Raw genomic sequence first — 14,433 nt, forward strand, 5'->3', positions numbered from 1 at the left:
TTTAGATATCCATGGTCTCATAGCTAGAAACAGATAAGCTCTGATAAGGATTTGGCGTAGTTCCGATCTTACTTGGCATACCTGTTGAGTCGCTTTCTTGCGCAAGTAAAGGCGTAAGTAGCTGTTTGAATGGCCAAGTCTTATTGTCAAAAAGATAGGTTTGAATTTGAGATTTTGTTCGTTCTGAAATGGGTTGGGTTTCTACAAAATCTTGAATAATGTCTTGAACCATCTCCCAAAAATCGCTTTCTGTACGATCCGTATATTTCAAGGTAGCTAAAGCAATCGGGTAGAGATTAATTTGAATCCCTAAGGTAATGAAGTAATTAAATAAGTCTTCATTTTTAGTAAAGATAAGATTGTTCGGTGTACTCGTGTCAATGGTATAAACCGGAGGTGTAAAACCACTTTCTTCAATGGCTGTGGTACATATTCTTAAGGTATCGTGGTCACGCAAAACAAAGCATTTAAACTTATTATTTTCATAACACACCATGGTGTTTTGCCCGTGACATTCAGGCATGATGCCTTTTGCCCAAAGGGTTAAGAATGTTTGAATAAAATGAACACTTAAGTCTTTTAGTAATGACCATTTGTCACCTTCAATACCTAAAGTTTCCCAAGGGTCAACGTAGGTACAGCTTAAAGCTGACATAGTGATTGGCGTGACGTTTTTGTCTTGGCAAAAGTCCGGTAAATGTCGGACTTGGCAACCAATTACACCTAAGTTTTTTATAATCGGCTCTTGTTTACCTAGTACCCACCAATGTGTTTCATTACTCAAAAAGAGACGTTTTTTTAATAAAGCAGTTTCATTAATGACGTCATTTAAAAAATCATAAGCCGTATGACCATTCATTAAATAACGGCCTGGCATAGAGCGGATTGCACCTAATGTTTTGGCATTGGTTGAAAGTTTTAAATGCAGAGTCGGGTTTGTGTTGTGAATAAGAGTTCTTAAAGAAGAAGTCGGTAAACCAATTGTGGTGAAATGGTTTAGGTCAATACCGTCGTACTTATTTTCTTCAAACTTTAAATAGCGATGTTGCGTCTCTAACAAAGGCAGGGCTAAGTAATCATCTGAAAGCTGAGCCATTTTGTCAGCAATAAGACTTTCCTCAACTTCTGATAACAGAAGCTCTTTGTGAGGAATCGACTTCATATTATTAATCACGTCATCTTTCTTAAATGCCCACCAGTACACCTCAATTTCTTTTTGAGTTGTGAGTGGGGCAAGTTCACCTTTTGAGTGAGCGAACGGATGAAATGGACGATCAGCTACCAACGATAGCAATTCACTAGTAATCAAAGGCGAAGAAAATGAAAGTGCTGACTGCAAAATTTGAGGAATTCTTTCAGCCGTTACTAAGTTATCTAGCCAATAATTAATCGCTTTTTGATGGTGTGGAGATGGCCACCAAGTTGCTTGGGTTAAATAGTTAAAAACTTCAGAAATAGAAATTTTAGAAGTTCTATTGCTCAAAAGGTTATGAAGCAAAACTTCGGGTTGGGTAACATAGAAAGGATTTACACCATCTACTTTTAAACAGCTGAAATAGAGTTCCAACTCATCATTGAGAGTAATTGCCAGATAAGGCTTTTTATAGGAAATATAATCTTTAAAATCTCCATAATTCTCCATGTAGAGTGCATCTATCGTTTTTTGTAGTTGTGCTGTGTAAATCCGATCTAACATTTTAGTTATTCCTATTCTTATAAAAGCGGTAGAACCGTGCCAACGTTTTGTTCTTGTGCAGCATTGAAGAACCATTTAGCGCAGACAATATCGTCAATCGCCATGCCCATTGGGTTTAGCAAAATGATTTCATCTTCGTGTTCGCGGCCGTTTTTATGACCAATAATGATGTCGCCAAGTTCAGCATGTAGTTTTTCACGGCTGAATAAGCCATCTTCAACCAGTACATTGATGACTTTCTTTTCTCGGTTTGATTGGTCCCAGTCATCTACAATCACTTTGTCGACTTTTAAGAAGACTTCAGGCTCGATATCCATAATTGAAATATTTGAAACAAAGCAGCCTTTTTTAAGCCACTCAAACGGAATGTAAGGTTTATCTGAAACTGTGCAGGTAATGAGGACATCGGCTTGTTGAATCGCAGACTTAGCACTGTCATGAATTTCAATTTCTAGATTCGGATATTCTGATAAAAACAACGCTTTGAGTTTTTCAGCTGCTTCAGGGTTTACATCAAATAAATGGATTTTTTTCACTTGAGCATATTGTTCAAGTACCGTCTTAATCTGCATTTGAGCAATTGGTCCGCAACCAATCACGGTAATGTCTGAAAAGTCTTTTTTCGCTAGATATTTAATCGAAACACCAGTAATTGCCGCAGTTCGCATGGCACTAATTAAGCTGCCTTCCATCACCGCGACCGGATAGTTTGTTTCTGAGTCATTTAAAACAATCAGTGCGCTAGCACGCGGAATATTGAATTTTTTAGGGTTATGTTGTCTTGAACCAATCCATTTAATTCCGGCAATCGGGTCGTTGCCGCCTAAATAACAAGGCATAGCGATAATACGGTCAGCAATATGGTCTGCACCTTGCCAGCGAAGATAAGGTTTTAAGGGTTGTACAAACTGTTTATTTGCATGCAGGGTTAAACCTTCAGTAATCGCTTCAATAAATGAATTGCTATGATTTGCGCCCAGATTTAATAAATCTGATTGACTTAAATAGCGAAGGGTAGCCAAATTGCTCATGAATATGTCCTAAGAAGAAGGTTAAACAACATTTTGTAAAGTAAGGTTTTCTTGGCGTCGTAAGTTTCGATTGAAGTGACGCTTCTTGATCATTTCGAACCATTCATCTTCATAAACAAGATCGAGATAACGATCGCCACGATCGGGCAACAGTGTTAAGACGCACGATCCATCAGGAATGGTTGGAATCAGTTTCTTGATGGCTGAAATTGATGAGCCACTTGAACCACCTGCAAAAATTCCTTCATGTTCAAGAAGCTCTCTGCAACCGAGTGCTGACTCATAGTCATCTACATAAATGACATCATCAATTTCATCGGGGGAGAGTAGCGGTGGGACTGTACTTGCACCAATCCCGGGAATTTCGCGTGGACCAGATGTGCCACCAAACAACACAGAGCCGACGATATCGACTGCGATCACTTTTAATTCTGGAAATCTTTCTTTAAGGCGACGAGATACGCCCATAATCGTGCCAGAGGTACTTGCCCCAATCACGAGGTAATCAATCTTGCGATCAATTTGATTTAGGATTTCTTCTGCTTCTCCAAAATAATGGCTTTTCCAGTTATTTGGGTTTGCATACTGATTAATCCAAACAGCATTTGGAAGCTGTTGGCAGAGTCGTTTTACAGTGTCAATTCTGGTTTTTAAATAACCGCCGTTTTGGTCTTTTTCAGAGACCATTTCGATATTAGCCTTGTAGAGCTTCAACATTTGTAAGTTTGCTGAGGCAATTTTCGGGTCAATAACGGCAGTAAATTTTAATCCATATATTTTGCAAGCCATTGCAAGCGCAATCGCTAAGTTCCCTGATGAGCTTTCAACAATGTGACTATCTTTATTAATCACTCCAGATTTCAGGCCTTCCTGTAGCATGAATAATGCCGGACGGTCTTTAATACTTCCTCCTGGGTTTAACAATTCCATTTTCGCAATCACTGAGATCGATTGATGCGTGAATAGCCTTGATAATTGTAGTAGTGGCGTTTTACCTATGCAGTCGAGAATATTTTCATGGATCATGGTAGATCTTCTCAGGTTTTTATGTGGTGTGAATGATAATGATTATTAATTTAATTATTATTACCATTTGTGCCATGATTGTTGCGGTTTGTAACTGAAAACAGGATGGACTTAGAGGATTTTTCACTAATTTTTTTTATCTAATTATTTGAATCGTAATATTTAAGTTTTACAAAAGGATTAATAAATAAATCTTTTTAAATATAATGACATAGGCAATAAATTACTTTAGAGCTAAAAAAATTAATTTAATTAAGACAGATGCGAGAAATTATTTTGAAGAAATAAAATGAAATTTATGACCTCACCCGCGTAATTGATGCATCACTATTCTGTAGTGAGTATGGGTAAATTTAAGGCTTGAAAAAGAGAGAGGTATTTAAAGACTGACTTAAGATGCTTTGAATAATGAACTGAAATTGATCAAGTGGCAGTTATTGATATGAAAATGTCTGAAAATGATACGCTTAGATAGATATGATCATTTCCATAAGCGCTATATTTTCAATGGATCAGTTGAGCCTAGAAAATATAGGAATGCGTGTTTCGCATTTTGTCTTATGGGTCTTTCAAGCTGTCTTTGTCATAAAAGACAGCTTTTTTTTATGGCGATTTGATGAGTAGAAAAGTTATGAACGATAGCGATGTTTAGCTTGTTCATAAGCCTCAAGATTAATGCATTGAGCACCCAAGCTTGTGATTTGTGCTTGGTCGAGTTGAAGTTCATCCCATTTTTGCATTTGCTCGAGCAGCCAATAAAAGTCTTCTACTTTTGGAAGTGCACTTTCTTTTACTAAATGACGGACAATATCCTGAATCATATAGTATTTGTCGACATGTACTTCTTCTGAACAGTGGAAGCGCACAATTCCAAACTCGACCAATAATTTTAAAATTGGAGCAAAATCGTCTAACTCACTCAATTCTTGCTGGGCTTTCATAATTGCCGTGGTGAGTGCGACCAGTGTTTGTGGATGCTGTTCAGCCCATTCTTGAGTTACTGCTAAAACCTTATCAGCCACAGGTGGAATAATGTTTTGACTTGAGCAAATCATTTTACTTAAGCCTAAAAGCTCGCCTTGAGTATTCCATGGTTCTCCGACGCAAAAACCATCAATCACATGTTTGTCTAATGCTTCAACCATATAAGGTGGCGGTAATGTTTTAAGCTGGATAGATTGTGCAAGTTCAGGGTTTGCTAAGGCGATCCACTCTCTTAAACAATAATGATGAATAGAATGCTTAAATACATGCGCTAAAGAAATGGAGTGACCTTGTTCGAGATAATCTGCCACTTTTTGCGCTGTTACTTGAGCCATATCATTTTTTTGAATTGCAAGTTGATGAGTAAGTTTTTGACTTAAGCTAATGAAAGCACGGTTTTCACTTAAAACGAGTGATGTTTGTAGTGGCGTGCCAATTTGATCTGTGCCGACAGCCGCCGCAGGTAACATTGCAGATAAGCAATGCGCTGCATCTAATAGACCAAAAGCAAGACGGTCTCGAAGACTTGCCCAAGATGCTTCTTTAACTAAAGTGACGTCTAAACCGACTTCCTCAAAGAAGCCTCTTTGTTTTGCCCAAAGCAATGCAAGACAATCAAGCAAAGGAATATAGCCGAGTTGTAATTGAGTCTTTTCTAATGTGCTCATTTATTCATCCTTTAGTTGATTGTTGAGTAATTTTTGGGCATCAAGTAACCGCCGTGCCATTTCTCCAATCGTTATACGGTGACTCATGGCATTTTTTCTGAGAAGTTGGAAAGCTGTATCTTCAGGCAGACCGTGGAGTTGCATGAGTAACACTTTGGCCTTTTCAACATCTTTACGATCAGCCAGTTTTGTTTGAGCCTCTTTTAAATCACCTTCGAGTTTTTTGTGTTTTTTATATTGCTCAATCGAGATTTCTAAAATGGTATGTAAACGGGCAGGGTCTATGCCATCTACGATATAAGCCGTTACTCCCGCATCGATGGCTTGTTTGATGGTGTCTTTATCTGAATTTTTAGTGAACAGGACAGTCGGTAGGTCATAGCTACTCACACAACTTTCAATAATGTCACGATGAGGATGATCCATATCGAGCAAGATCACATCGGCTTGTAAATGCTCGAGACGAAAAATATTTAAATGGTCCAAAGTAAGGCAAGCGACCACTTCAAAATCATTTTCAAGCAGACTTTTTCTTATATAGTCTGCTCGCGCATGATCATCATCAATAAGGGCTATTTTGAGTTTTGGCATAAGTTCAGAAAATCAGGCTAAGAAAATGCGCCAATTCGACGCGTTTTTTGTTATCAGGTTTTAAGCAAGATTAGTGCCATCCAAAACTAAACAAAAAATCCAGTTTAAGTGGCATTTCAGCAAGCTAAAGAATGAATGTGGTCAGTCTTGGTGCAAAAGTACGATTCATTTTGTGGCAAGACATATTTTTATCTTAACCATTTAAGTGTACAGCGATGGGGCAAATAGAATAAGACATTATTTTTATAAGATAGCTGGCGAAATTATATCTATATGAAATTAAAAATAAAAAATTTTTAAATTAAATTTATATAAGAATTGGCATACAAAATGCTTACTTAATTACAGGTCGAAGACGACCATAAGTTTTAAAGACGGCCAACGATGTCCGTTCTGATCGAATTTGTGAGTGCAACTGTGCACACAAAGAATTTACGTTCAGTCGGAGTGAAGGCCATGTCTTTATTTTTATTGCATAAAAAAGTTACATCTGAATTATCTAATTTTTCAGTTCCAGCGATGCGAGCCTTCTCTATGAGGGGGCTCGCTTTTTTTATTTCTTTTTATGACTTTGCTGTGCATTGGGTGTCATTAATGAGTGGGAAAAATGGATTCCAAGCAGCTACATGCTTTGTGAGATTGATTCGCTTCTCGGTAGAACACAAGGCAAAAAAACAACGTCTATTTGAGAACGCAATAACGCAGCTTAAAAGCAACGTGATTTGAGGAGAAACACTATGAAATTGGTAATGATTGGTCATGGTATGGTGGGCCACAAATTCATCGAAGCCATTTTAGAAAAAGCAGATGATGAATTGGAAATCACGATTCTCGCGGAAGAACCTCGTATCGCGTATGACCGTGTACATTTAACAGAATATTTCTCTGGGAAATCAGCAAAAGATTTATCTTTGGCGCGTTTTGACTTTGCTGATGCTCATGGCATTGACTTACGTCTAAATACAAAAGCAACTGCAGTTGATACAGCTGCACAAACAGTCACAACCAATCATGGTGATGTCATCAGCTATGACAAATTGGTTTTGGCAACTGGTTCGTATGCATTCGTTCCACCAATTCCAGGTAATGACCGTGAAAACTGCTTTGTTTACCGTACGATTGAAGACTTAGACGCGATTCGTGCAGCGAGTCTTAATGCAAAAACAGGTGTAGTGATTGGTGGTGGTTTGCTTGGACTTGAAGCTGCAAAAGCTTTACGTGATTTAGATTTAGAAACACATGTTGTTGAGTTTGCGCCACGTTTAATGGCAGTTCAAATTGATGACCTAGGCGGTAAAGTTTTGCGCCGTAAAATTGAAGACCTTGGTGTAAAAGTTCATACACAAAAAGCGACACAATCTATCGAATGTGGCAACAGCACTACACATGTAATGAAATTTGCAGATGGTAGCGAGCTTGAAGCAGATGTCATTTTATTCTCTGCGGGGATCCGTCCACGTGATGAGCTCGCACGCAATAGTGGTCTGGCGATTGGTGAGCGTGGCGGTATTGTTATTAATGATTATTGCCAAACGTCGGACACCAATATTTATGCCATTGGTGAATGTGCGCTTTGGCAAAATAAAATTTATGGTTTGGTTGCACCGGGCTATGACATGGCGCGTATTGCAGCAAAACACATTTTAGATGAAGAGTGTAATTGCTTCGCTGGTGCAGACATGAGCACCAAGTTGAAGTTGATGGGTGTGGACGTTGCCTCTGTAGGTGATGCTCATGCCATGACTCCGGGTGCATTAAGCTACTTCTATGCAGATGAGCATGCATTGGTTTATAAAAAGATCGTTGTAAATGCAGATAAAACCAAATTGCTGGGCGCAGTTTTGGTGGGCGATGCCAAAGAATACAATGACCTTTTACAAATGATGTTAAACGGTCTGGCTTTACCTGAAGTTCCTGAAAGCTTGATTATGCCAGGCTTTGAACAATCAGCAGGTAAGTCTGGTGGTAGCGGTGTAGATTTACTTCCAGACAGCGCGACCATTTGTTCATGTAACAACGTATCAAAAGCGGACATCTGCCAAGCAATTAGCGATGGTTCGACCTCTTTAGGTGCATTAAAGAAATGCACCAAAGCAGCAACAGCATGTGGTGGCTGTGCACCATTAGTGACGCAAGTGTTGAAGTCAGAGTTACAACGTCAAGGTGTGACTGTAAATAACCACATTTGCGAACACTTCCCGTACTCGCGTCAAGAGTTGTATCACTTGGTTCGTGTCAATGAAATCAAAACTTTTGATGATTTGATTCATCAACATGGTCATGGTCTAGGATGCGATATATGTAAACCTGCTGCCGCAAATATTCTGGCATCTTGCTGGAACGATTTCGTACTTGAGCCAAGTCATGCAGGCTTACAAGACAGTAATGACTACTATTTGGGTAACATCCAAAAAGACGGTTCTTACTCGGTTGTACCGCGTATGGCAGGTGGTGAGGTGACTCCAGATGGTTTAATCGCGATTGGTCAAATTGCGAAGAAATATAACTTGTACACCAAAATTACTGGCGGTCAACGTGTTGACATGTTCGGGGCGCAAGTTCATGAGCTTCCATTCATTTGGGAAGAGCTGAATGCTGCGGGCTTCGAGTCTGGTCATGCTTACGGTAAATCATTGCGTACCGTGAAATCTTGTGTGGGTAGCACATGGTGCCGTTACGGGGTAGACAACTCCGTTGGTTTAGCGATTGAACTTGAAAACCGCTACAAAGGTTTGCGTTCACCGCATAAATTGAAAATGGCAGTGTCTGGCTGTACTCGTGAGTGCGCAGAAGCACAAGGTAAAGACGTTGGTATTATCGCGACCGAAAAAGGGTGGAACCTTTATGTCTGTGGTAACGGTGGTATGAAACCACGTCATGCCGAGTTACTTGCATCTGACCTTGATAAAGCAACACTCATCCGCTACATCGACCGTTTCTATATGTTCTACATCCAAACAGCAGACCGTTTACAACGTACCAGTGTATGGCGCGACAACATGGAAGGCGGCTTAGATTACCTTAAATCTGTAGTGGTGGATGATTCACTTGGTTTGGCTGCCGAGCTTGAGCGCCGTATGGAACACATCATTGGCACATATCAAGACGAATGGCGTACTGCGGTGGAAAATCCTGAAGTTCGTAAACGCTTCCAAACGTATATCAACGCAGGAGCAAATGAACAGGCCGATCCACACATTCAATTTACAACTGAACGTGGTCAAATTCGCCCATTAACTGAAGCTGAACGTTCAGAAGACCGTATTCCAATGGTTGAAGCATAAAGGAGAGTTTCTATGAATATTGTACAAGACAAAAATATGCTTCCTGATAATCAGTGGATTGACGTTTGCGCACTCGATGATTTAACCCCAAACACTGGTGCGGGTGCGCTAGTTGGTGGTCAAGCGGTAGCAATCTTCCGTGTGGGACATGAAAAACGTGTTTACGTGCTGAGCAATAAAGATCCGTTTAGCCAAGCCAATGTCATGAGCCGTGGGATTATCGGTGATTTACAAGGTGAGCGTGTTATTGCATCACCAATCTATAAACAACATTTCAGTTTAGCAACGGGCCGTTGTTTAGAAGATAAAGACCAAAAGCTTTCAGTTTATCCAAGCAAAATTGTTGATGGCCGTGTTTGGGTCAATGCAGTACCGCAAAAAACTTATATTACCAATACAGGTGTGTCTCAAGACAAACTTAAACTGGTGCTAATTGGAAATGGTTTGGCAGGGATGCGTTGTCTAGAAGATTTACTTGATATGGCCCCAGACCGTTATGAAGTCACAGTGATTGGTGAAGAACCTTGGGGTAACTATAACCGCATTATGTTATCTCCAGTTTTATCGGGTGAAAAAACCATTGAAGACATTATGTTGCATCCACCGAAGTGGTATGACGATAAAGGCATTAAATTTATTGCAGGTGATAAAGCCGTAAAAATTGATCGCCCGCGTAAAGTGGTTTACACCGAAAAAGGTCAGACAGTTGATTATGATCGTTTGATTCTGGCAACAGGCTCGGCACCATTTATTCCACCAGTTCAAGGTGTTGGCTTAAAGGGTGTGTTAACTTTCCGCGATATTTATGACGTCAACACCATGATTGAATACTGCGATTCAAAAACCAATGCAGTGGTGATTGGTGGCGGTTTGCTTGGTTTAGAAGCGGCGTATGGTTTAAAACAACGCGGTATGAATGTCACAGTATTGCATTTGATGGACCGTATTATGGAACGTCAACTTGATGGTCGTGCGAGCCAGTTATTACGTCATAGCATTGAGCAAAAAGGCATTCAAATCATTACCGAAGCCAATACCGAAGCGTTAATTGGTGATGAAAATGGGCATGTGAAGCAAATCCGTTTGAAAGATGGCACGGTCTTAGATGCAGACCTTGTGGTGTTCGCCGTGGGCATTCGTCCAAATATTGCTTTGGCGCAAAGTGCAGGATTACGTTGTAACCGTGGTGTATTGGTGAATGACACCATGCAAACATTTGACCCAAGTATTTATGCCGTGGGTGAGTGTATCGAACACCGTGGTCAAACTTTCGGTTTGGTTGAACCACTGTGGGGGCAAGCTTTTATTTGCGCGACCCATTTAGCAGAGCATGGCAGCTTAACTTTTAAAGCGCCAACCGTACCGACTCAGTTAAAGGTGAGTGGAGTCGATGTATTCTCTGCGGGTAATTTTGAGCCGAAAGATGATTATGAAGACATTATCCTGAATGATGAAAAACGCCAGATTTATAAGCGTATTATCATTCAAAGCGATCGGGTAATCGGTGCAGTACTGTTTGGTGATACTGAAGATGGCATGTGGTATGCAGAATTAATTGCAGACCAAACACCTGTTTCTTCATTTAGAAACAAACTGCTATTTGGTCGAGATTTTGCATTAAAAAATGCAGGCTAAATAGGGAAAGGAGCAGTTATGAATAGTATTCCAAGCGTTGAAGTCGATAGCTCCGATCATGTTGCAAAAACAATCAAAACAACATGTCCATATTGTGGGGTGGGTTGCGGTGTTAGCGTAAACGTCCAACAAAAACCTCAAGGACCTCTGGTACAAGTTGAGGGGGATGCTGAGCATCCTTCCAACTTTGGACGCTTATGTATTAAAGGTAGCCGTCTTGCGGATACTTTGGGGTTAGAAACACGTGTTTTACAACCAATGATGGGGCGCAAAGCTGATCGGGTGGTAACTACATGGGACGCGGCAATCAATAAAATTGCCAAGAAATTCCAATCTTGTATCGATCAATATGGTCGTGACAGCATTGCATTTTATGTTTCAGGTCAGCTTTTGACTGAAGACTATTATGTGGTGAATAAGTTTGTAAAAGGCTATTTGGGCACTGCAAATATTGATACCAACTCACGCCTTTGCATGTCATCTGCGGTGGCAGGTCACAAACGTAGTTTCGGTGAGGATATTGTCCCTGCAAGTTATGAAGATTTTGAACATGCAGACATGGTGGTATTGGTCGGTTCTAATACCGCATGGTGCCATCCTGTGCTGTATCAGCGGATTATGCAGGCTAAAAGCCACAATCCCGATATGTTTGTTGTGGTAATTGACCCACGTTTTACCAGTACTTGTGAACAAGCGGATTTACATTTACCGATTTTGCCGGGCCAAGATGTCGCTTTATTTAATGGCCTATTCCAATATCTATATCAAAATGGTCATGCCGATCAGGCATTTGTAGAGGCTTATACCGAAGGTCTGCAAGATGTTTTGGCAAGCAGCCACCCAGAAGCCGATATTGAATATGTGGCAAAACGTAGCGGTATTTCCTTAGACAAATTACAGCAGTTCTTTGAGAAATTTGCTCAAACTGAAAAAGTAATTACCCTATTTTCAATGGGTGTGAATCAATCAAGTCAGGGCGTAAATAAGGCCAACAGTATTATTAATTGTCATTTACTAACAGGCAAAATTGGTAAGCTCGGCGCCGCACCATTTTCGATGACAGGCCAACCCAATGCGATGGGTGGTCGAGAAGTGGGTGGCTTAGCCAATATGCTAGCGGCACACATGGACTTAGATAATCCATTACATCAAAAAGTAGTGCAAACCTTTTGGGATAGTCCATTTATTGCAACACAAGCTGGCTTAAAAGCAGTTGATTTATTTAATGCGGTTGAAGCCGGAAAAATTAAAGCCATCTGGATTATGGCAACCAATCCGGTGGTGAGTTTGCCAGATGCCGATCAAGTTAAACGTGCTTTAGAGAAGTGCGAGTTAGTCGTAGTATCAGATATCTGTGCCGATACCGATACTACGGCTTACGCCGATATATTGCTTCCAGCTTTAGGTTGGGGCGAAAAAGATGGCACAGTGACCAATTCTGAGCGTCGTATTTCACGTCAGCGCGCATTTTTACCTGCGCCGGGTGAAGCAAAAGCAGATTGGTGGTCTGTTAGCCAAGTCGCGAAAAAATTAGGCTTTAATGGTTTTGACTTTGCGAATGTAAGTGACATCTTTAATGAGCATGCAGCTTTATCTGCACAAGACAATGCAGACATAAATGCGCGTGAACAAAGTAATAATTTCCGTTATTTTAACTTAAAAGGCTTAATGAATCTGAGCGCTGTGGAGTACGATGCGCTGCAACCAATTCAATGGCCAGTGTGGAATAAAAACCAAGATGCTAATACCGTTCAACAACTGTTTGGCAAAGGGCAGTTTAGTCATAAAAATGCCAAGGCGAAATTGATTCCAACTGTTGCAATTGATCCAGTTCATGCAGTTTCGGAAGATTATCCGCTCATTTTGAACACTGGACGTATTCGAGACCAATGGCACACCATGACGCGTACAGGTTTGTCGCCAAATTTGACCAGTCACCGTGCCGAACCATTTTGCGAAATTCATCCGAGTGATGCCTTAAAGTTTGGTGTGCGTGATCAAGGCTTAGTAGAAGTTCGTTCGAAATGGGGCAGTTGTGTACTACGTGTGACCTTCTCATCGGGGGTACGTCGTGGGCAAATTTTTGTACCGATTCACTGGACTGAACAGGTCGCATCCGATGCTCGTATTGGTAAAGTCGTTAACCCTGAGGTTGATGCAATTTCAGGTGAACCTGAGTTCAAACATACACCTGTAACCATTCAGCCGTTCTATACCACTTGGCAGGGCGTGCTCTATATTCGTGAAGGATACGATTCGCATATTCAAGAATCGCTACATCACTGTGCATGGTGGACCAAGGTCAAAATGGTTAAAACCAACCGTTATGAACTTGCAGACCGCCAAACTTTTCACGATACTCAAAAGAACCTGAAAAGCTTTTTGCCATTTGCCGATGAAACCTTTGAATGGTTAAGTATAGAAGATATCTCTTCACAACTGAGCCATAGCGTTATTTTGAAAGATGGCATTGTAATTGCAAGTCTATATATTGCACCGCCAGATTTATTACCAGACCGTGATTGGGGTGCGAGTCTGTTTAAACGAGAACGTTTGAGCGCCTTGCACCGAAAAGCTTTACTAGCGGGTATGCCAATGTCGGCTACTAATAATGATGGGCCTTTAGTGTGTAGTTGTTTTAAAGTAGGTAAGAATAAAATTATCGACGTGATAAAAACACAAAACATTACCCATGAAAAACAGGTTACTGCATGTTTAAAAGCAGGTGGGAACTGTGGTTCATGTTTACCTGAGATTCGTGGCTTGATTAAAGCTTGCCAACAAGAGGTGGAAGTGTGAATAAGGGATATCCCGTAACTGATCTGGTCATTTTGGCGGGTGGACAAGCCCGCCGTATGAATGGTTTAAATAAGCTATTGCAACAATTTGATGGCGATACGCAACTACTCAAAATTCATCAAAAACTAAAGTCTTCTGTATCGGAAATTTGGGTAAATAGTCATCGTGATTATTCGATTTATCAAAGTATTGTACCTGATATTAAGTGTTTTCAAGATGATGCTTCCGGTTTTTTCGGCCCACTTATGGGCATGAAAAGCGCATGGTCACATGTAAAAGCAGATTATGTTTTGTTTATTCCTTGTGATGTGACGTATATACCTACGCAAGTCGTTGCGAAATTACACAGCGCACTACGCAAAAATAAACAAGCTCAGGCGGCCTATGTTTCAATTAATGGAGATGCTTTATATCCATTTTGCTTATTAAAGCGTGAAAGCCTGATTACGATACGAGAGCAAATTGACAAACATCGATTAAGTTTGAAAGAGTGCTTTAAACTTTTACATGCACAAGTCGCCGTATTTCAAAAACAAAACTTATTTTTTCATAGCATTAACTCTTTGGATGAGCTTCAACAATATAAACAAATCAATGCTTTTAAAGAGATATTTACAGCAAGTTAAACATTAGATTCTGTCAATTTACAAACTAAAGTGATGTTATAAACAAATTTAAAATGATGCGTTCTTGACTATCTAATATATAAGTTCTATTTT

11 protein-coding genes are annotated in these 14,433 nt (G+C 40.2%); 6 read left to right on the top strand and 5 right to left on the bottom strand.

What is annotated here, in order from left to right:
- Window position 1 precedes the first annotated feature (1 nt).
- From ACTJJH_RS01125 to sbnA, 3 genes are all read right to left on the bottom strand, one after another.
- Window positions 2-1,642 (bottom strand): IucA/IucC family protein, encoded by a 1,641-nt coding sequence (locus ACTJJH_RS01125; RefSeq protein WP_440600780.1) that lies wholly within the window; start codon window positions 1,640-1,642, stop codon window positions 2-4.
- A gap of 71 nt (window positions 1,643-1,713) precedes the next feature.
- Window positions 1,714-2,727 carry a 2,3-diaminopropionate biosynthesis protein SbnB gene (gene sbnB, locus ACTJJH_RS01130; RefSeq protein ID WP_002115662.1) on the bottom strand — a complete coding sequence of 338 codons (1,014 nt, stop codon included), beginning with the start codon at window positions 2,725-2,727 and terminating at the stop codon, window positions 1,714-1,716.
- Between the two features lie 21 nt (window positions 2,728-2,748).
- Window positions 2,749-3,753, bottom strand: coding sequence for a 2,3-diaminopropionate biosynthesis protein SbnA (sbnA, locus tag ACTJJH_RS01135; RefSeq protein ID WP_005068826.1), 1,005 nt, complete (start codon window positions 3,751-3,753; stop codon window positions 2,749-2,751).
- A gap of 507 nt (window positions 3,754-4,260) precedes the next feature.
- Here sbnA and ACTJJH_RS01140 point away from each other — a divergent pair.
- The gene (locus tag ACTJJH_RS01140) at window positions 4,261-4,377 is read left to right on the top strand and encodes a hypothetical protein (protein WP_014207016.1); all 117 of its coding nucleotides are present in this window, start codon (window positions 4,261-4,263) and stop codon (window positions 4,375-4,377) included.
- A 5-nt stretch (window positions 4,378-4,382) separates the two neighbouring features.
- On the opposite strand, the gene ACTJJH_RS01145 is transcribed toward ACTJJH_RS01140, so the two are convergent.
- Both ACTJJH_RS01145 and ACTJJH_RS01150 read right to left on the bottom strand, forming a co-directional pair.
- Window positions 4,383-5,405, bottom strand: coding sequence for an ABC transporter substrate-binding protein (locus tag ACTJJH_RS01145; protein ID WP_033847348.1), 1,023 nt, complete (start codon window positions 5,403-5,405; stop codon window positions 4,383-4,385).
- Window positions 5,406-5,996 carry an ANTAR domain-containing response regulator gene (locus ACTJJH_RS01150; RefSeq protein ID WP_002115726.1) on the bottom strand — a complete coding sequence of 197 codons (591 nt, stop codon included), beginning with the start codon at window positions 5,994-5,996 and terminating at the stop codon, window positions 5,406-5,408. It lies immediately after the preceding gene.
- A 456-nt stretch (window positions 5,997-6,452) separates the two neighbouring features.
- On the opposite strand from ACTJJH_RS01150, the gene ACTJJH_RS01155 reads away from it, so the two are divergent.
- The 5 genes from ACTJJH_RS01155 to mobA are packed head-to-tail and all read left to right on the top strand — an operon-like array spanning window position 6,453 to window position 14,340.
- The gene (locus tag ACTJJH_RS01155) at window positions 6,453-6,722 is read left to right on the top strand and encodes a hypothetical protein (protein WP_002115692.1); all 270 of its coding nucleotides are present in this window, start codon (window positions 6,453-6,455) and stop codon (window positions 6,720-6,722) included.
- An 11-nt stretch (window positions 6,723-6,733) separates the two neighbouring features.
- On the top strand, window positions 6,734-9,280 hold the full coding sequence (nirB, locus tag ACTJJH_RS01160; RefSeq protein ID WP_372550250.1) for a nitrite reductase large subunit NirB: 2,547 nt from the start codon (window positions 6,734-6,736) through the stop codon (window positions 9,278-9,280).
- A gap of 12 nt (window positions 9,281-9,292) precedes the next feature.
- Complete coding sequence (gene nirD, locus ACTJJH_RS01165) at window positions 9,293-10,915, top strand: nitrite reductase small subunit NirD (RefSeq protein ID WP_206240824.1); 1,623 nt, start codon at window positions 9,293-9,295, stop codon at window positions 10,913-10,915.
- A gap of 18 nt (window positions 10,916-10,933) precedes the next feature.
- The gene (locus tag ACTJJH_RS01170) at window positions 10,934-13,714 is read left to right on the top strand and encodes a molybdopterin-dependent oxidoreductase (protein WP_440600575.1); all 2,781 of its coding nucleotides are present in this window, start codon (window positions 10,934-10,936) and stop codon (window positions 13,712-13,714) included.
- Window positions 13,711-14,340, top strand: coding sequence for a molybdenum cofactor guanylyltransferase (mobA, locus tag ACTJJH_RS01175; protein WP_440600576.1), 630 nt, complete (start codon window positions 13,711-13,713; stop codon window positions 14,338-14,340). Before ACTJJH_RS01170 ends, mobA begins: the two co-directional genes overlap by 4 nt.
- Window positions 14,341-14,433 lie beyond the last annotated feature (93 nt).

The organism is Acinetobacter sp. 22301 (genome assembly GCF_052045285.1).
Lineage (GTDB): Bacteria > Pseudomonadota > Gammaproteobacteria > Pseudomonadales > Moraxellaceae > Acinetobacter > Acinetobacter pittii.